Origin of the sequence: Desulforamulus aquiferis (genome assembly GCF_030577015.1) — a bacterium.
Lineage (GTDB): Bacteria > Bacillota > Desulfotomaculia > Desulfotomaculales > Desulfotomaculaceae > Desulfotomaculum > Desulfotomaculum aquiferis.
In genome coordinates this window covers 71,979-90,286 of record NZ_JARPTC010000023.1, presented here as the reverse complement: position 1 = coordinate 90,286, position 18,308 = coordinate 71,979, and the positions used below count along the sequence as shown (strand labels likewise).

The 18,308-nt window shown below is 44.5% G+C and carries 18 protein-coding genes, 1 other RNA gene, 1 riboswitch and 1 other annotated feature; of the genes, 16 read left to right on the top strand and 3 right to left on the bottom strand.

The features are described from left to right. Positions 1–211: DUF896 domain-containing protein (locus tag P6N53_RS15845; RefSeq protein WP_304544900.1), on the bottom strand; the 211-nt coding region annotated here is incomplete at its 3' end. A gap of 148 nt (positions 212–359) precedes the next feature. Continuing rightward, positions 360–588 (top strand) — a binding site (T-box leader). 89 nt (positions 589–677) lie between these two features. On the opposite strand from P6N53_RS15845, the gene hisS reads away from it, so the two are divergent. The 15 genes from hisS (at position 678) to P6N53_RS15770 (ending at position 16,487) form a co-directional block, all read left to right on the top strand. Next, on the top strand, positions 678–1,934 hold the full coding sequence (hisS, locus tag P6N53_RS15840; RefSeq protein WP_304544898.1) for a histidine--tRNA ligase: 1,257 nt from the start codon (positions 678–680) through the stop codon (positions 1,932–1,934). 43 nt (positions 1,935–1,977) lie between these two features. Next, positions 1,978–3,777 (top strand): aspartate--tRNA ligase, encoded by a 1,800-nt coding sequence (aspS, locus tag P6N53_RS15835; RefSeq protein WP_304544896.1) that lies wholly within the window; start codon positions 1,978–1,980, stop codon positions 3,775–3,777. Positions 3,778–3,926: 149 nt separating this feature from the next. Beyond that, a non-coding RNA gene (gene ssrS / locus P6N53_RS15830) (6S RNA) lies at positions 3,927–4,114 on the top strand. Between the two features lie 119 nt (positions 4,115–4,233). After that, on the top strand, positions 4,234–4,986 hold the full coding sequence (locus tag P6N53_RS15825; protein ID WP_304544894.1) for a tRNA threonylcarbamoyladenosine dehydratase: 753 nt from the start codon (positions 4,234–4,236) through the stop codon (positions 4,984–4,986). Positions 4,987–5,074: 88 nt separating this feature from the next. After that, positions 5,075–5,401 (top strand): thioredoxin, encoded by a 327-nt coding sequence (gene trxA / locus P6N53_RS15820; RefSeq protein ID WP_304544892.1) that lies wholly within the window; start codon positions 5,075–5,077, stop codon positions 5,399–5,401. A 193-nt stretch (positions 5,402–5,594) separates the two neighbouring features. After that, positions 5,595–6,047 (top strand): RrF2 family transcriptional regulator, encoded by a 453-nt coding sequence (locus P6N53_RS15815; protein WP_304544890.1) that lies wholly within the window; start codon positions 5,595–5,597, stop codon positions 6,045–6,047. A 24-nt stretch (positions 6,048–6,071) separates the two neighbouring features. After that, a complete protein-coding gene (gene nifS, locus P6N53_RS15810; RefSeq protein ID WP_304544888.1) occupies positions 6,072–7,313 on the top strand; it encodes a cysteine desulfurase NifS in 1,242 nt (413 codons plus the stop codon). Between the two features lie 39 nt (positions 7,314–7,352). Further along, positions 7,353–7,724, top strand: coding sequence for a Fe-S cluster assembly scaffold protein NifU (gene nifU / locus P6N53_RS15805; protein WP_304544885.1), 372 nt, complete (start codon positions 7,353–7,355; stop codon positions 7,722–7,724). A gap of 10 nt (positions 7,725–7,734) precedes the next feature. Then, the gene (gene mnmA, locus P6N53_RS15800) at positions 7,735–8,832 is read left to right on the top strand and encodes a tRNA 2-thiouridine(34) synthase MnmA (protein ID WP_304544883.1); all 1,098 of its coding nucleotides are present in this window, start codon (positions 7,735–7,737) and stop codon (positions 8,830–8,832) included. A gap of 216 nt (positions 8,833–9,048) precedes the next feature. Next, positions 9,049–9,133: riboswitch (cyclic di-GMP riboswitch) on the top strand. Between the two features lie 286 nt (positions 9,134–9,419). Beyond that, a complete protein-coding gene (locus P6N53_RS15795) occupies positions 9,420–11,357 on the top strand; it encodes a methyl-accepting chemotaxis protein (protein ID WP_304544882.1) in 1,938 nt (645 codons plus the stop codon). Between the two features lie 201 nt (positions 11,358–11,558). After that, a complete protein-coding gene (locus P6N53_RS15790; RefSeq protein ID WP_304544880.1) occupies positions 11,559–11,732 on the top strand; it encodes a YrzR-like zinc ribbon domain in 174 nt (57 codons plus the stop codon). 20 nt (positions 11,733–11,752) lie between these two features. Then, positions 11,753–11,932, top strand: a complete 180-nt coding sequence (locus P6N53_RS15785; protein WP_304544878.1) for a YtxH domain-containing protein — start codon at positions 11,753–11,755, stop codon at positions 11,930–11,932. A gap of 55 nt (positions 11,933–11,987) precedes the next feature. Further along, positions 11,988–13,019 (top strand): AI-2E family transporter, encoded by a 1,032-nt coding sequence (locus P6N53_RS15780; protein WP_304544876.1) that lies wholly within the window; start codon positions 11,988–11,990, stop codon positions 13,017–13,019. A 71-nt stretch (positions 13,020–13,090) separates the two neighbouring features. Beyond that, the gene (gene alaS, locus P6N53_RS15775) at positions 13,091–15,724 is read left to right on the top strand and encodes an alanine--tRNA ligase (protein ID WP_304544874.1); all 2,634 of its coding nucleotides are present in this window, start codon (positions 13,091–13,093) and stop codon (positions 15,722–15,724) included. 415 nt (positions 15,725–16,139) lie between these two features. Beyond that, positions 16,140–16,487, top strand: coding sequence for a hypothetical protein (locus P6N53_RS15770; RefSeq protein WP_304544872.1), 348 nt, complete (start codon positions 16,140–16,142; stop codon positions 16,485–16,487). 279 nt (positions 16,488–16,766) lie between these two features. Here the strand turns inward: P6N53_RS15770 and P6N53_RS15765 are convergent, their stop codons facing one another. Next, on the bottom strand, positions 16,767–17,147 hold the full coding sequence (locus P6N53_RS15765; RefSeq protein ID WP_304544870.1) for a DUF4363 family protein: 381 nt from the start codon (positions 17,145–17,147) through the stop codon (positions 16,767–16,769). 26 nt (positions 17,148–17,173) lie between these two features. Then, a complete protein-coding gene (locus tag P6N53_RS15760) occupies positions 17,174–17,902 on the bottom strand; it encodes a DUF421 domain-containing protein (protein ID WP_304544868.1) in 729 nt (242 codons plus the stop codon). Positions 17,903–18,045: 143 nt separating this feature from the next. Here P6N53_RS15760 and P6N53_RS15755 point away from each other — a divergent pair, with 143 nt between their 5' ends. Next, positions 18,046–18,306 carry an IreB family regulatory phosphoprotein gene (locus P6N53_RS15755; RefSeq protein ID WP_304544866.1) on the top strand — a complete coding sequence of 87 codons (261 nt, stop codon included), beginning with the start codon at positions 18,046–18,048 and terminating at the stop codon, positions 18,304–18,306. The last annotated feature ends 2 nt before the right edge of the window (positions 18,307–18,308 follow it).

The following is an 18,308-nucleotide window of genomic DNA, read 5'->3' as shown; positions in this document are numbered from 1 at the left end:
TTTTTTTGTGATGATGGCTGCCGCACCCGCAGGAAGGCTCGTCCTCAACAAATTTAATCTGTGAAAGGGATTGTTCCACTTGTCCACGAATACCTTTTAAATATTCCTGACGGAGGTTATGCTGTTCTTCCTTTTCTGCCGTGGTTAATCCCTCAGAACGCTGCTTGCGTGCCAGGGTATTTATGCGTTCTATAAGTTCCTTAGTTATCATGATATCACCTCAAATTTAGTATAACATGCCCAATTTAGGGTAACAAGTTAACTCACTAAGTTATAGTATTACATTTCAATAACAAAGAAAAACCTGCAACATTGACAAAAACTGAGTTATTGCATAAAATAATTCACAGGTTTAATAGGTAAAATCTATGATCGGGAGAGTAGGCCAATTTATATCTTGCTCAGGGAGGTCGGAGCCCTAGACTGAAAGCTCCGCTGCAGGAACTTGGTTGAAGAACACCCGGGAGTTACCACCGAAAGGATGCATTTCCTAGTAGGCTGGTACGGTGGCGGCACCGTTATCGCCGACCGGAGAGGAACATTTATGTTCAATCAGGGTGGCACCACGGGATAAATCCCGTCCCTGGCAGTTGGTTATGCCAGTGACGGGGTTTTTTTATTTTTTTCTAGGACAGACTTTTGCCATAATATGTTTGGTTTTTAAGGGGGTTATAATTGTGTTAACAACAAGACCCAGGGGCACCAATGATATCCTGCCAGGGGAAGTTGAAAAATGGCAGTACCTGGAGGAATTGGCCCGACAGGTATGCCGAGAATATGGTTATGGAGAGCTGAGGACTCCAATCTTTGAACATACAGAATTGTTTCACAGAGGTGTAGGGGAGACCACCGATGTTGTAGAGAAGGAGATGTATACCTTTACCGACAGGGGTGAACGCAGTATTACCCTTCGACCCGAGGCGACAGCTGCCACCGTGCGGGCTTATTTAGAAAACAAACTTAGCTCCCTTCCACAACCAGTTAAGCTGTTTTATATCGGACCGATGTTCCGGTATGATCGTCCCCAGGCCGGACGTTTCCGTCAGTTTCACCAGTTTGGGGTAGAGGTGTTTGGTACCCATAGCCCTGCCATTGATGCTGAGGTTATTGCCATGGCCATGGATATATATAAAAGGATCGGTCTAACCGATTTAGAATTACATATCAACAGTGTAGGCTGTCCTGAATGCCGTCCCTTATTAAGGGAAAAGTTGCAGGAACATTTTAGGCCTCATCTAGAGGAGTTATGCTCAAACTGTCAAGGACGCTTTGAAAGAAATCCACTGAGGATTTTGGATTGTAAGGGGGAGAAATGCCAGGAGCTTGGACGTAATGCCCCAACTACCCTGGATGCCCTTTGCCCCGGATGCCAGTCGCACTTTAATGAAGTGAAACTAAACCTTGAGGCGGTGGGTGTTCCTTACATAGTAAATAATCGTCTGGTAAGGGGACTGGATTATTACACCCATACAGCCTTTGAAATTATGGCTAAGGATATTGGGGCCCAAAGCTCAATTGGCGGCGGAGGGCGTTATAATGGCTTGATTGAAGCCTGTGGAGGACCGGCCATTCCTGGTGTTGGCTTTGCGCTGGGATTGGAGAGAATTCTCCTAACGGCTGAACGACAGGGCATTGATTTTCCCTTTAGCAGGGGACCTGAGGTGTTTGTGGCCACTGCCGGGACCGGTGTTGAAATACAGTCCTTTAAACTTATTCAAGAATTACGGCAAAGGTCTGTACCGGCAGAAAAGGATTATCTTGGCCGAAGTCTAAAGGCGCAAATGAAATATGCCGCCAAGCTAGGGGCCAGGTGGGTCGTGATTTTAGGTGAAGAGGAATATGCCAAGGGACTTGCAGCCGTAAGAGATATGAAGCTGGGTGACCAGCAGGAGGTAGCCCTGGCTGAACTGGTTGAATATATAAAATCAAAATAAGAATGTTATATAAAGATAAATGTATTTTGGAGGTTGTATTTTAATGGCAGAGTCAATGCAAGGCATGAAAAGAACCCACTACTGCGGTGAATTACGGATTAACCATGAGGCCCAGGAAGTCATTCTGATGGGCTGGGTTCAGAGGAGAAGGGATCATGGTGGGTTAATCTTTGTGGATCTCAGGGATCGTTCCGGTTTAGTGCAAGTGGTTTTTAGCCCGGAGGTTGACCAAGCAGCCTTTGAGAAGGCTGAGGGGGTTAGAAACGAGTATGTACTGGCCATTGTGGGAAGAGTGAATGCCAGACCTGAGGGTACTGTAAATCCTAATATGGAAACCGGTGAAATTGAGGTTTATGCCCATACTTTAAGGCTATTTAACAAGGCAAAAACCCCACCCTTTTATATTGAAGATAATCTTGATGTTGATGAAAACTTGCGCCTGAGGTACCGCTATTTGGATTTGCGGCGTCCTGAGATGCAGCAGGCCATGGTTATGCGCCACAGGGCATCAAAAAGTGTAAGGGATTTTCTAGACCAAAATGGCTTTTTAGAAATCGAAACACCTATGCTGACCAAGAGTACCCCGGAAGGAGCCAGGGACTACCTGGTACCAAGCAGGGTGAATCCCGGCAAATTTTATGCTTTGCCCCAGTCCCCCCAGTTGTTTAAGCAAATACTGATGCTTGCAGGTATGGATAGATATTTCCAAATTGTTCGCTGCTTCCGTGACGAGGATTTACGGGCTGATCGTCAGCCGGAATTTACCCAAATCGATATAGAAATGTCCTTTATTGATGCCGACGACATTATGTCCTTGATGGAGCAGATGATAGCTATGGTTTGCAAGGAAACGGCAGGTTTGGAGTTAACTGCCCCATTCCCAAGGATGTCTTACCAGGAAGCCATGGACCGCTTTGGCTCAGATAAGCCTGATACGAGGTTTGGCTTAGAGCTAAGGGATATTACTCCCATTGCAGCTAAATGCGGCTTTAAGGTCTTTAATTCCACTGCTTTAGGCGGTGGGCAGGTTAAGGGTATCAATGCCAAGGGCTGCGGCTCCTTCTCCCGTAAGGAGATTGATGATCTGACAGCCTATGCCGCAGTATATAAGGCTAAAGGCCTGGCCTACATGATGATAAATGAGGATGGCTCAATAAAGTCAGCCATTGCTAAGTTCTTTACACCTGAGGAATTGGCAGCTATATCCGACAAGCTTGAAGCACAGCCAGGAGATCTGCTGTTGTTTGTGGCGGATAAACCGGGGGTGGTGGCGGCAGCCCTAGGCGCATTAAGACTTCACTTAGCCCAGCGGCTAAATCTAATACCCGAAGGAATGTGGAACTTCCTTTGGGTGACAGATTTTCCACTCCTTGAATATGATCCGGAAGCGGGGCGTTATTTTGCTATGCACCACCCCTTTACCTCACCTGTAGAAGAGGATATCCCGCTGCTTGACTCAGAACCTGGCAAAGTCCGGGCCAGAGCCTACGATATGGTTTTAAATGGTGTGGAGGTTGGCGGCGGCAGTATCCGTATCCATCGGAAGGAGATTCAGGAGCTGATGTTTAAGGCCCTGGGTCTTTCCGAGCAAGAAGTTAAAGATAAGTTTAGCTTTATGCTTGAGGCCTTTGAATATGGTGCACCACCCCATGGGGGAATTGCCTTTGGCTTTGACCGTTTGGTTATGCTGTTAACGGGCAAGGACAGCATTCGTGACGTAATTGCCTTCCCCAAAACTGCCAGTGCCACCTGCCTGATGACCCAGGCCCCTGATTTGGTAGAGCCGGCCCAGCTGGCAGAACTACACGTTAGGAGTACCGTGGCTCCTAAGGCTAAGGCTTAAGTAAAAACAACAATAAAAAAGTGTCAGGATATTGTATAAGGGTTACCGCCGGTGGAAAAATAAGGGTGCGGGGACAGGGTGCAGAGGGCTTGCGATTATGTTAGGGCTATGTTAACATAAAGCATATAAAATTAATATAGCTTAACAAAACTACCCTACTCTGTGCGTGTTGCACCTGAAGTTTTGAGCCAACATTTTTTGAAAGGGAGTCCGACTCAACGCAAGGGAATGTAGACCTTACATAGTATAAGGAAACAGGAATCTGCGGGAGGGCACCCACCTGTTGGAGAACAGGTTCAAAAAACTTTGGGCTTATACACGGCATGGTGGGGTTATCTTTAGATTAAATATTTTCTTACTAAATAGACATCTCCCACACTACCGGGAGGTGTTTGTTTTGTTTATAATGGGAGTGAATCTGGGACTAAGCTGCAGAGAATAGTCAGGAGGGGTATTGTGGTGGTGAAACATAGGTTTTCCAGAACAGAAATGCTTATTGGCAGCCAGGGACTGGAGAAACTGGCCGCAGCAAAGATAATTTTATTCGGTGTTGGGGGAGTAGGTTCCTATGCAGCCGAGGCTTTGGCCAGAGCCGGTATTGGAGAAATGACTTTGGTGGATTTTGATACCGTTGATATAACAAACATCAACAGGCAGCTCCATGCCCTGGATACTACCCTGGATCAGTATAAAGTCGATCTAATGGCCGAAAGGATTAAACTAATCAATCCAGCTGCTAAAATAAAGCCATTAAGGGAGTTTTACTCACCGGAAACGGGTGATGAGCTGTTTAAGGAAACCTATACTTACATTATTGATGCCATAGATAATGTTACAGGAAAGCTGGACCTTATTAAAAGGTGTCATTTCCGGGGTATTCCCATTATCTCCAGCATGGGTGCTGGGAATAAGCTGGACCCGGCTTCTTTTAAGGTGGCGGATATTTCTGAGACATCTGTTGATCCACTGGCCAGGGTCATACGCAGGGAGCTAAAAAAATCTGGTATTTACCAGGGGATAAAGGTTGTTTTTTCCACGGAACAACCCCTGGTTCCGCAAAATAAGATTGCCAAGGTGGGGCCCGATTCCTTACCCCAGGATGATGAAAAGCGACGGCCTTTAGCCCCAGGAAGTATATCCTTTGTCCCAGCAGCTGCGGGATTGGTGCTGGCAGGGGCTGTGGTCAGGGATATATTGGGAAGTAAGTAAAGCAATTGACAAAAGTAAACTTAAGAACATATAATGAGATCGCTTATTTTACTTAAAAGTTAATTTAATGTAAAAGGAGAGATTTCCCATGGGTGACAATATAACAGTACTGGACGACCAAAACTTTTGGGCCACCATTGAAGGTTCTAAAATGCCTGTGCTAGTGGATTTTTGGGCTGATTGGTGCGGACCTTGTAAAATGATTGCTCCGGAGATTGAGAAACTGGCAGATGAACTGCAGGGGACTGTTATGGTTTGTAAGCTTAATGTTGACGATAATAGGGAAACCCCAAACGGTTTGGGTATAATGAGCATTCCAACTATGATTGTTTTTATGGAAGGGCGAGAAGTTGAGAGGACAGTAGGCTTTAGGAAGAAAGACGATCTTAAGAAAATGATCGATAAACATCTTTAGATTCTATAGGTGTCATATTTATACATAGCTACATATTACCACCCTAAGGGTGGTAATTTTATTATATTAAAAAACCTCTAAAATAATCTTGAGCAAATTACTCGGATATAAGATTGACAACCACTGGAGGGCCATGCTATTATAACCCCAGAAAACCGAGTGGTTTACTTGGAATTGGTAAGGGGGGGGTTGCTTGCGGCTGACCACGAAGGGACATTATGGACTAAAGGCTATGTTTGATTTAGCCATGCATTATGGGTCCGGACCTATACCCTTGAAGGTAGTAGCCGAGCGGCAAGGGATTTCCGAAAACTACCTGGAACAGCTAGCTGCAGTTCTGCGCAAAGCCGGTCTTGTTAAAAGCATTCGCGGAGCACAGGGAGGGTATATCCTGGCGAAACTTCCCTCTGAAATCAAGGTGGGGGATGTGATTAGGGTTTTAGAAGGTCCCATAGCTCCATTGGAATGTGTTAGCGAACTGGAAACAACAATCTGTGAAAAGGGCCAATTTTGTATTTCAAGGGATATTTGGGCCAGGGTTAGGGATAGTATTGCAGAGGTGCTGGATTCTATCACCCTTGAAGATATGTGCCGGGATGCTGAAAAAGCTAGGCAAGCAGAAACGAAAGTTTTCCAGCCCAAATGATTCTATAGCCTTAAGGAGGAAAACATGCGAAAAGTATATTTTGACCATTCGGCAACTACGCCGGTGGACCCTGCTGTTGCTGAAGAAATGATAAAATACATTACAGAGCATTTTGGTAACCCCTCCAGTATCCATTCCTGGGGACGAGAAGCCAGAAAGGCAGTAGAAAAAGCCCGCCAGCAGGTAGCAACTGCCATTGGTGCGTCAAGTATAGGTGAAATTGCCTTTACCAGCAGCGGTACAGAGGCAGCTAATATGGCTATTCGCGGCGTAGCCTATGCCAACAGGCAGAAGGGCAATCATATTATCACCAGTGCTGCAGAGCATAGTGCTGTTTTGGCTTGCTGTAAGCAACTGGAGCGGGAAGGCTTTACAGTAACCGTATTACCATTGGATCAATATGGTCTGGTAACTGCCCAGCAGGTTGCAGAGGCCATCACCGATAAAACCATATTAATCTCCATCATGCATGCCAATAACGAGATTGGTACCATCATGCCAATTAAAGAAATTGGAGAAGTTGCCAGAGAGAATAAAGTAATCTTCCATACAGATGCCGTTCAAAGTGTGGGTAAAATACCAGTAAACGTGGACGAACTGGGTGTAAATCTATTAACCTTATCAGGCCATAAGATATATGGTCCCAAGGGAATAGGCGCTATGTATATTCGTAAAGGAACCTTTTGGCAGCCCATCACCTTCGGGGGTGGACAGGAACGACGGCGCCGTCCGGGAACTGAGAATGTGGCGGGAATTGTTGCCCTGGGTAAAGCCATAGAAATGGCAACCGAAAGAATGTACAATGATGCCCAGCGTCTTTCAGGTTACCGGGATCGCCTGATCAAAGAAGTATTAGAAAAGATTCCAAATACCATTTTAACCGGGCACCCCCAGAATAGGCTACCCAACCATGTGAGTTTTTGCTTTAGGTTCATCGAAGGTGAATCCATGCTGCTGATGTTAGATATGAAAGGGATTGCCATCTCCAGCGGTTCTGCCTGCACCTCCGGGTCTCTAGAACCCTCCCACGTTCTTACAGCCATTGGACTATCTAAAGAGGTTGCACACGGCTCCCTAAGATTGACCATGGGTAAATACAATACTGAGGAAGATATTGAGTATTTCCTAGAAGTTCTGCCACCTGTGATTGAACGGCTCAGGGCCATGTCTCCCTTGAGTGAAGGGTGCAACCCCTGTGCCTGCAGTACCTGTACAGTTCATGACGATCACCACCATGATCATGGTGATGAAGAAGAACAATACTAAAAAGAATAGTTCTGTAAAGGGTATGAGGAGGTAATTTTTATGTACACCGAAAAGGTAATGGACCATTTTTCCAACCCCCGCAATGTTGGAGAAATCGAGAATGCCGATGGTGCCGGACAAGTGGGAAATCCAAGCTGCGGCGACATCATGAAGATTACATTAAAGGTAGAAGATAATATTATTAAGGATATTAAGTTTAAGACCTTTGGATGTGGTGCTGCTGTTGCAACAAGCAGCATGGTTACTGAAATGGCCATGGGCAAGACCATTGAGGAAGCCCTGCAGATCACTAATAAAAGTGTGGCTGAGGCCTTAGAAGGACTGCCGCCGGCTAAAATGCACTGTTCCAACCTAGCGGCCGACGCTCTAAAGGCAGCCATTGAAGACTACTTGAAAAAACAAAACGCGTAGGTGAAGCCTTTTGGCAACCAAACAAAGAGTAATTGCAGCCATGAGCGGCGGAGTGGATAGCTCTGTTACAGCCGCCCTATTACAGCAGCAGGGCTATGAAGTTGTTGGAGTAACCATGCAGATATGGGACCCGGAACAGGCGGTGCTTGATGGGGATTATGTGGGCTGCTGCTCCCTTACCGCGGTGGACGATGCCCGGAGGGTGGCTGAAATATTGGGAATTCCCTATTATGTATTAAATTTTAGGGACATCTTTACAGAAAAAGTGATCCAGTATTTTGTTGATGAATATTTCAGAGGACGGACACCTAACCCCTGCATTGCCTGCAACAGATTTGTTAAATTTGCGGCTCTACTTCAGAAGGCCAGACAAATGGGCTTTGATTATATAGCTACGGGGCATTATGCCCGTCTGGGCTATAGTGAAGATTTTAACCGCTACACTGTACGAAGGGCACAGGATGAAAAGAAGGACCAGACCTATGTGCTGTATGGTTTTACCCAGGATCAAATAGCCCATACCCTAATGCCTCTGGCAGAGTATACCAAGGAGCAGGTCCGGGCAATGGCAACAGAGTTGGGACTGCCCACGGCTACTAAGCCCGAAAGCCAGGAGATATGCTTCGTACATGATGATAATTACCGTAACTTTTTGGATGAACGGGCCCCTGAGGGTATAAAGCCAGGTCCCTTTATGGATTTGAAGGGTAATGTTGTAGGGCAGCACAAGGGCATTCCCTTTTATACAGTGGGCCAGCGGAGAGGCTTGGGATTAGCCACCGGGGAAAGGACCTATGTCACAGAAATTGATACTGAAAATAATGCGGTAATAGTGGGGCCTGAGGAGGCTATCTGGGGAACCGAGCTGATAGCATCTGATAACAACTTTATTTTATTTGATAGTCTTAAGGAGACGAGGGAAGTTGAGGCCCAGGTTCGGTATAATAGCAAGCCGTCTCCGGCGGTAATTGAGCCTTTAGAGGGGGGCTTGGTGAAGGTTACCTTTAAATATCCCCAGAGGTCAATAACTCCCGGACAAGCCGTGGTTTATTATCAGGGGGAATACCTGGTTGGCGGCGGAACAATTGAAAAACTAAGTAGCAAATAGCTTGGAGGGTTGACTTAAGGGTCAACCCTCTGACTGTTAAAAGGTTACTGGGTTCGGAGCAGTGGAAACAGCGCCTCGCGAAGCTGAAGCTGAGAAAATGGTTTTGTTAATTTTATGTTAAAAAATTTACAACTTAATGTCATTGTTTAGAGGAATATGGTGAGATATGTTGAATTTAGGATAATATACCTAGAAGACAGAGCCAAAAATCCTAAATTTTGTTAAAGGCAAACCTATCGAAAGGTAGGGACGCAAAGCTATGGGTCTACACCTATTTTGGTATGACTGCCAGGCTGCCAAAAAATAATCTCTCCATAAAGAGTTTATTTTTAGCATAGCTTAAGTCCCTCATAAGAAAATAGAGGGATTTTTTGTTTTTTTAAAACGAAGATATAATTATATATTTTTTTCATCTTAATGGATAAAAATGGAAAATTTTATATATTAAGCAAAATAATCAATAATATGACATGGGTCATAGTTAGGAGTGATTATTTAAAAAAGCAGTGAGTGATTTTAAGTGGTGTGTTCTAAGATTTTCAATTGCAGATGCGAAATTAAGTAAGAGGTGAAAGGGGAAGGTTGCGTTGTTTAAGAAGGGCATCCGCATAAGGGATTTTTCATTGAAAAAAAATCCTTTTAGGAGTATCTCATTTAATGGCAATTTTAGTATCCGTCTTAAATTTTTAGCTGTATTATTTTTAGCAGTTGTGGCCTTGATAATCACAAATCTATATGCCTTAACTAATTATAAAACAGGCCAGAGTGAACAACTCCACCATTCGCTTGAACAGACCGTAATCGCAAACAGTAATCTTTTGGAAGAGAATCTAAAGAAACATATTCACATCCTGGATATACTGTCAAAGGTAAATGAAGTACAAGGAGAAGATTTAGACGAAGCCCTTGATTATTTAAAGTCAGAGCTTAAACACCAAATGGAAGTAAAGGATGTCATGTTTGAATCCTTTGGCCTAATTGAATTAGACGGGTCGGCAATTAATACTGATGACGCCCCGGTGGATTTAAGGGATCGGGATTATTTCATCGCGGTAACAAGTGGGGATAGATTTGCCTACTCAGCACCACTAATATCTAAGGTTAACAATAAAATGTCGGTTGTTTTGGCTGTTCCTGTAAAAAATGATGGAGTTATAATCAGAGTTTTATATAGCCGCTTGAACTTAGATAGATTATCTGAACAGGTTTTGCAAATGAAATATGGGGAAAAGGGCAGGGCTTATCTGGTTGATGCCAGTGGTATAACCATTGTTCATCCCAATGAGGAATTACTGCTCAAAAACCTAACCAAGGTTGAAGGGCCTGTCACTGAAGAGGTTGCCAAGTCAACAACCCAAATGGTGGAAACTAAAAACGGGCAGATAGAATATGCTTTTGAGGGTGAACAATCCATTGCCAGCTTCCGGACTATTACTACCGCTGGTTGGATTCTTGCAATTGTGGCCAATCGGGATGAGGTGTTTGTAAATGTTGACACCACCAGTCAAAAGCTACTGCTCATTACTATCATTGTCTCGGTGATTTTGCTTGGCATAGGCTGGTATTTAGGTACTAAAATAATTGAGCCTATCAACAGATTATTAGCTGCAACTGGCCGGGTGTCTAAGGGTCAGTTAAATGAAGAGATAAGGGTAACCAGCAGGGATGAGATAGGGAAACTGGCCCAATCCTTTGAAGAAATGAGAATAAATCTAAAGGAGCTAATCGGAGGTATATCCACCGCCAGTAATTATGTCAACGAGACTGTTTTCAGCTTATCTTCCCAGGCCGAGCAAACCTCTGCTGCAGCTTCAGCCAACGCCTCCACAGTTGGCGAGGTGTCAAGCACGGTAGAAAATATCGTAGGTAATATTAGGGAAGTGTCCACACAATTAGATGAGGCCAGTTTCCAGGCTGACCAGGGTAAGGATAAGATCAATAGTGTGGTTACTACCATCTCGGAAATAGCTAACTCTTCCCAGGAGGTAGGGAAGACCATTGATTCCCTTAATACGGCAATTAAGGATGTTGGGAAATTTGTAGAAACCATCAATGGTATTGCCGGACAGACGAATCTTTTGGCCCTAAACGCTGCTATTGAGGCAGCCAGGGCGGGTGATGCAGGGAGAGGCTTTGCTGTAGTTGCCGACGAAGTTCGCAAGCTGGCAGAAACCTCCTCTAATTCGGCAGTTGAGATAACCAAAATTATTGCCAATATTCAACAGCAGTCAACCCAATCTGCTGAGGCTATGCATATAGGACAACAAAAGGTAGCCCATGGCCATCAGGTGGTTAAAGAGGTAAGTGAGTCCTTTTCAAATGTAATCGGTTTGGTGCAAAGCCTTAGTGTTCAGGCCAGGGAGGTGGCAACAGCAGCCACCCAGGTAGCTGCGGCTGTGCAAAATGTAGCTGCCACAACCGAAGAACAAACTGCCACCATGCAAGAGGTATCCGCTGCAGCTTTTGAATTAAGTAAAACTGCTTCAGAACTTCAAGGGATGATAAGTAAATTTGATATTAAATAAAAAAAATTATTAGTTACTAGGGCTGTCTCATTGATGAGGCAGCTCAATTTTTTATTTTAGAAGAAGCATGTTTGGACCAGATTATAGATATTTGCTAATCCATTTTAAAATATAAAAACAAATGCTTGGAAGTGCATTTTTAACTTTAGATATGGCAATAATATGAGACATCAGAAATTGTTTTATAGAGGGGGCCTTTTGGTGAATTGCCCGGTTTGTGGAGGTAAAGCCACCGGAAAGGTGGGAATCGACCAGTATTACTGCTGGGATTGTTGCTTAGAGTATCGCTTAAACAAGGAAGGTGTAGATATTTTTGAAGTTGCCGAGGACGGCAGCCTGGTTTCCTTTGACCCGCATAATTCAGCCTTATACTAGATTTTAGGGGGTGAACAGATATGATGGGATTTTGGAGGGGCATTGTTGCTGGTAGTTTATTAGGGGCAGCCCTTGGAATGGTTTTTAAACCAAGTAGAAAACCAGAGCGCATACTAATGGGCTCTACCCGAAAGGCCAGGCACCGGGCTCAAAAAATGATGAAAGGCATGACCAATAGAGTAAGCGAAATGATCAGATAGGAGTGGGGACGCTAGTCCTCACTTTTTTTCAATACTGATACCCTTGGAGGATCCTATGTCCTGGTGGATGGAAAAACGTACCTATCGATATTTTTTTATTTTAGTTATGTTTGGATTGGTCACCTATTTTCTCTATTTAATACGAGGACTGTTCCTGCCCTTCGCTCTGGCCATTGTATTAGTTTATCTATTGAACCCATTGGTTGATCGAATGGAGACCAGGGGCACCCCTAGGGTAGCAGCCATTCTGATTCTCTATCTGGGGGTAATCATTATTGTGACCAGTTTATTAATGTATGGAGTCCCCAGAATGGTTAATCAATTAGAAAGCCTGGTGGAGACCATTCCGGCATATACTGACCAGCTACAGGATATCATCAAAGGAATTGAGCAGAGTTTTGCTAATAGTGCTATGCCCCCAGGAGTACAACAAGTAATTAATGAACGGATCAGTTGGGCTGAGGCCAGGCTTCTTGAAATGGTCAGAAGGACAGCAGATCTTTTGCTGGCCTTGATTGGTAATTTGTTTCATTTTATCCTTGCCCCGGTGCTGGCCTTTTATATAATGAAGGATCTAGAGCATTTTAAGGGTAGACTGCCCGAATCTTGCCCCGAGGAATGGTCTGAAGACATCTGCCGTTTGGCTAAAGAAATTGATCGAGTTTTTGCCAGCTTTGTTCGGGGGCATATGACTGTAGTTGTTATTGTAGCTGTCTTGACCAGTGCAGCCTTTGCCCTAATTGGATTGGAGTTTGCAACTATGCTGGGGGTAATTGCCGGTCTGGCAGAGCTTATCCCCTATTTTGGTCCCTTTATTGGTGCAGTACCTGCTGTAGCCATTGCCTTATTAACTTCAAAATTAATGGCAGTTAAAGTAATTGTTGCAGTTTTTATTATTCAACAATTGGAAGGGGCTGTCATATCGCCCAGGATACTAGGCAACAGTGTTGGGCTACACCCCTTGACCATTATTGCAGCTTTACTGGCGGGGGGACATTTGTTCGGTATTGTGGGTATGTTATTGGCAGTTCCCCTGGCGGCTATCGTAAAAATATTGGTAGCTTTCATATGGGAAAAGCTTTCTTGACCAGTGCTGCAATTTACTATACTATTAATATTTGGAAGATATTTGTTGTTTTGTGGAGGTATGACAGTAAAATGACCGGAAAAGAAATCAGGGAAAAATATTTAAGGTTTTTTGAGGAACGGGGCCACCAAATTCTGCCCAGTGCTTCCCTAATACCCCATAACGATCCCAGTATTTTGTGGACAGCTGCTGGTATGGTACCGTTTAAACCCTTTTTCACAGGACAGGCTGTTTCGGAATTTAAGAGGGTAACCACCTGCCAAAAATGTATTCGCACTCCTGACATTGAAGTTGTTGGACGGACCGCAAGACACCATACCTTTTTTGAAATGCTAGGAAATTTTTCCTTTGGTGATTATTTTAAGGAAAATGCCATACCCTGGGCCTGGGAGTTTGTTACTGAACAATTGGGCTTGCCCGCTGATAAACTGTGGATTACCATCTATCTTGATGATGATGAGGCCTTCGAAATTTGGCATAAAACCGTAGGTATACCGGAAGATAAAATTGTAAGGTTAGGCAAGGACACAAACTTCTGGGAGATCGGTGTTGGTCCCTGCGGCCCTTGTTCAGAAATATATATTGATTTAGGAGAAGCAAGGGGTTGTGGTTCTCCCGATTGTAGGGTTGGCTGCGACTGCGACCGCTACCTTGAGATTTGGAACCTGGTATTTATCCAATTCTTCCGGGATGAGGAGGGTAATTATTCTCCCCTGAAGAGTAAAGGTATTGATACTGGCATGGGACTGGAGCGGGTTGCCTCAGTAGTGCAGCAGGTTTCTTCAAACTTTGATACCGATTTGTTTAGAGAGATTATGGATTACACTGCTAATCTGGCTGGTCATAACTATGGTCAGGATAACCAAATCGATCTGGCCCTGAAGGTAATAGCAGATCATTGCCGGGCAGTCACCTTTGCTGTCAGTGATGGAGCATTACCTGGCAACGAGGGAAGGGGCTATGTTATCCGTCGCTTGCTAAGACGGGCTGTACGCTTTGGCCGGGTTCTTGGAGTTAAGGAAACCTTTTTATTCAAGGTAGCCGGGGCTGTAATCAGCCAAATGGAACAGGCTTATCCGGAATTGGTCCAGAAGAGGGAGCATATTTTAAGGGTTATTCGTACAGAGGAAGAGCGATTCCTGGAAACCCTTGCTGCTGGCAGTGATATATTAAATAATTTAATTGCTGATGCAAAATCAACAGGCAAAATAGAGATATCCGGCCAAGAAGCCTTCCGACTTTATGATACCTTTGGCTTTCCCCTGGAGCTTACCGAAGAGATTGCCTCCGAGCAAGGGCTAAAGGTGGATAAGGATGGATTTACAGCTGCCATGGAAGAGCAGAGAAAGCGTGCCCGCAGTGCCAGGCAGGAGGTGGAATATCTGTCTGAACGTGGTGTTATGTATAAGGCCTTACGTGAAGAATTGGGTGAGACCAGGTTTGTCGGTTATAGCATGCTGGAGGTCGAATCCAATGTAATGGCAATCCTAAAGGACGGTTTACAGGAAATCTCTGTTAAGGCCGGTGAGGAAATAGAGGTCATTTTGGATGTGACACCCTGCTATGCCGAATCAGGCGGACAGGTAACGGATTTTGCGACCCTGCGGGGACCAGAGCTGGAAGTAGAAATATATTCAGTTAACAAACCGGTGGAGGGCTTAATAGTTCACCGGGGTAAAGTGGTGTCCGGTATTCTAAAACGGCATGATTCTGTGAAAGTAACTGTGGAATGCGGGCGGAGAAACAGTACTGCCCGGAACCACTCAGCTACCCACCTCTTACATAAAGCGTTAAAAGAAGTTTTAGGTGACCATGTGAATCAGGCCGGCTCTTTAGTAGAGCCTGAACGTTTGCGCTTTGACTTTACCCATTACGCAGCAGTAGCCCCGGAGGAACAAAGGAGAATTGAAGAATTAGTAAACCAGGCGGTGCTGGCTAATTTGACAATAGATGTCTTTGAGACTTCCCTTTCCAAGGCTAGAGCCCTTGGGGCGGCTGCCCTGTTTGGAGAAAAATATGGCCAGCAGGTTAGGGTTGTAAAAATGGGTGATTATAGCCTGGAACTGTGTGGTGGCACACACCTTACCTCGACGGCGGAGATTGGATTATTTAAGATTGTTAATGAGACCAGTGTTGGAGCTGGACTGCGCCGGATAGAGGCAGTTACAGGTATGGGAGTATTGAGCTACTTAGCAGCCAAGGAAGAGCAGCTCCAGGAAATTGCTGGGGTGATTAAAAGTCCGGTACCAGAATTGGTCCGCCGGGTTGAGGGAATGGTTCAGCACACGAAAGCCTTGGAACAGGAGATTGAGGCCCTAAGGGGCAAGCTTGCTAAATCAGAGGCCCAGGATATCTTAGGCCAAGTAACAGATGTTAAGGGTGTTCAAGTACTTGCTGCTGCCGTAAATGCACCTGATATGGATAACCTTCGCAATATGGTTGACATGCTAAGGGATAAGCTGGGAAGTGGTGTAATTTTCCTGGGAAGTGTAGCCGGGGATAAGGTTAACCTAGTGGCTGCAGTGACTAAGGATTTACTTGGCCGTGGCTTGCACTCGGGCAATATGGTTAAGGAAATTGCTAAAATCGTCGGGGGCGGCGGTGGAGGCAGGCCGGATATGGCCCAGGCGGGAGGAAAGGACCCTGCCAAACTCCAAGAGGCCATAGATAAAGTTGCCTCGGTGGTGGAAGGACAAATTAAATAATTAGAAGGAGGCTGCCTGCTGCAGCCTAAAGATATAACTGGGTTTTAATAATCCAGAGCAGCGACGTTCGGAGCAGTGGAAACAGCGCTTCGCGAAGCTGAGGATGCGAAAATGGGTGAGCGGACATGGACGTCCGCTCAAGCCTGAGGTAAACACGATGTTTACTCGAAGGCGGCCCATTTTCGCCCGAAGCAAGGGATTAGCGCTGTCCACTGCGGAGAGAGGAGTCGTGAGGGATTATTAAAACCCGAATATAGGTAGTTTTTCAATAATCTGAGGCTGCCTGCTGCAGCCTCTTTTTTTGTGATCATAGGCTAGGCACGAGCCAAGTTTTAGCTGGGACTTGTAACATTCTCCCCTTATACACCATATGATGAAAAACAGGAAGTATTTGTATGATTAAGGGGGTAATCTGATGTTTTTTCCGCCTAGTAAACCCGCTAAAACTACGGTTAAAAGTCCAATGGTGCCGGGATTTCCAGGTTTGCAATTCAATATGAGCATTGATCATATGCAATTACTAGGGACCCTGGCCATGATGACTCTTAGCCGTCAACCGGGTTTTAAGAAGCAGATGGAGGAGACCATGGATTTTTTACGCCAAATCCAGCAGGCTGCTGAAGCTATTGCAGTACAAATGGAGGTCGTTCAAACGGAGTTTAAAAAAATCAAAGCTGATGAGCAAATCATTGAGGCAGTGCCTAGACAGACCAACCAGTACGGCAATCCCTTTCTGCAGCACTTATTTAGATTAATGGGCTAAGCTGAGAGGCACCATAAAGGTGCCTCTCAGCCTGTTGAAAAAGATTCAACTGGGTTTTAATAATCCCGAGCAGCGACATTCGAAGCAGTGGAAACAGCGCTTAGCGAAGCTGAGGATGCGAAAATGGGTGAGCGGACATGGATGTCCGCTCAAGCCTGAGGTAAACACGATGTTTACTCGAAGGCGGCCCATTTTCGCCCGAAGCAAGGGATTAGCGCTGTCCCGAATATAGGTAGTTTTTCGACAATCTGTGGGGCACCATAAAGGTGCCTCTTCTAGTTATTTAAAACTATGAAAATGTTTTTTCAGGACTGCTATATCCCTTACTGATGTAACCTGGTCTTTTATAGATATACTGGCCCCCAATTGCTCTAAACGATCATCAAAATGTTGTATTTGATCCTGCTCTGAACTGAAGGCAATTCTTATTTTTATGCTTTGCCAGGCTGGTACTAAGGAGGCATAGTTTTGCTCAGCTTCCTGCCAATCATTTGCTTTAATATTGGCTTCAAGTTCCGCAAGGTAAGCCATCACATCCTCACCTGGATGGAGAGGTTTTTTTAGATAGGCTCCCGAATTTAGAGCGGCTATAAAAATCAACATCGTGAGGATTACGGTACCCCAAAGCAGTACCCTGCGGATAATATTAATCTTAATCATTTTCCCCCCACTTTTTGTACCGATATTTAATAGGGTCCTTTATAATCACTGGGATTCGTAAAGCTCTTAGACTTTTCTTTATAAAGATCGATATAAAGGATGCCCGAGGTATCAACTTCGGCATAAAATACATCCCTAATATTTGCTATATTATGCTTTTCCTTAAGCTCCTTTAGCAGCCAGGTCTTGTTCAAATTAATCTGCTTAAGATTAACCTCAAGTATTTCCCCCTCTTGTATAACCTCTGTACAAACACCCTTATACTCTGTAGGTATTCCCATATCCTTTGGCGTAAGGGGCTGGTATTGAGACTTCTTTTGGATCGACAATTTGCCACTGCTTTCTAAAATGGCGAATTCTACATCGGATATGTTAAAGATGTTTTTTTGTCTGAGTCGTTCGGTTAGATCCGAGACGGTAAACCTCATCCGTCGCATATTGTTTTCCAGGATTTCACCATTGTTAATGACCACCGTGGGCTCACCCACAATTACTTTGTTTAAATAGCGAAACTTTAGAGTTGTATATTGCATAATTATGGTAAATAATATAAAAAGGGAAAGCCCCAGCCAGTTGTTCCAAGCACGGATGTCTAGATTTACAACCATATTGGCTGTAAGGGAGCCAATGGTTATACCTGTAATATAATCAAACACGCTTAGTTGGCTAATTTGCTTTTTGCCCAAAATTCTGGCATAAATAAGGAGAGTAAAAAAACCTATTATTGCTCTTCCGGTTATTTCAAGGCTTTCCAAAATATCTCACCTATCTCGTTAAAGTGTCAAAATTAAGTATGCCCGGATTTTTTACTATTTTTTTTGACAAATAGAGGAAAACAATCCTCAGTGTTGAATTAATATTATAGCTAAAGGTAATATTAGGACTGGGAGGTCTTTGCATGGCTAATGATTCTTCTCAAGAAACAGTAATGTTTAAAGTCCAGGCTGAAGAAGTTAACCAGGCCCGTGATATACTACAGGCTGTTTATGCTGCATTGAAGGAAAAGGGGTATAATCCTATCAACCAGCTTGTGGGTTACCTTTTATCCGGCGACCCCGCTTATATTACTAGTCACGGTAATGCCCGCAGTTTAATCCGAAGGCTTGAGCGGGATGAACTGCTGGAGGAACTAGTTAAAAATTACCTTGAACAAAAATAACC